This is a genomic window from Actinoplanes cyaneus, from assembly GCF_016862095.1.
GTDB classification, from domain to species: domain Bacteria; phylum Actinomycetota; class Actinomycetes; order Mycobacteriales; family Micromonosporaceae; genus Actinoplanes; species Actinoplanes cyaneus.
Map to the genome: position 1 here is coordinate 1 of NZ_BOMH01000179.1, position 596 is coordinate 596.

Annotated in this window: 2 protein-coding genes; one reads left to right on the plus strand and one right to left on the minus strand. The window is 71.1% G+C overall.

The features are described from left to right. The coding region (locus Acy02nite_RS46245; RefSeq protein ID WP_203756857.1) for a hypothetical protein at nt 1–229 on the minus strand (229 nt) is incomplete at its 3' end. 184 nt (nt 230–413) lie between these two features. Here Acy02nite_RS46245 and Acy02nite_RS46250 point away from each other — a divergent pair. Then, nucleotides 414–596 (plus strand): FAD-dependent oxidoreductase (locus tag Acy02nite_RS46250; RefSeq protein WP_203756859.1); only part of this gene is annotated, 183 nt, incomplete at its 3' end.

Genomic DNA, 596 nt, shown 5'->3' on the forward strand with positions numbered 1-596 from the left:
GGGCGAGCAGCGCCGGGCCGGGCTGCGGCACGTCGTCGGGCAGGCGCAGCCCGACGACGTGCCGCGCGCCGCGGGGATCGGGCACCACGGAGAACTCCGCCAGCGTCGCCAGCTGCGACGTCACGGTGGTAGCCGGGGCCGGGTGCCCACCGGATCGGTGCCGGAGCTGCGAATGCTCCCGGCGAGCGTCTTCCGGGGCAACAGTGACGACCTCACCGACAGCGTTCACGCGGACTCCTCCCATGGCATGACACCAGGAAAGACGATGCGTTCGCGCGCGGGTTCACACCAGGGCGGGGAAAACTCCCGTCGCGGGGTGGCGACGCGTCCCGGCCGGGCAGATCATGCCGTCACGTTCTCCGGTGTCCTCGTGCACCGGGAACGTGTGAGCCACTAGTCGTCGTTCTGGATCAATGCCGACGGCCGCGGTCACTCCTAGCGTCGTCGTGGTGAGTGACGAGACCGAAGTGATCGTTGTCGGGGCCGGGCCGGTCGGGTTGATGCTCGCCGCCGAGCTGCGGCTGGCCGGGGTGTCGACTGTCGTGCTGGAGCGGGCCGACGCGCCGGGCACGCATCCCCGAGCCCTCGGCCTTCAT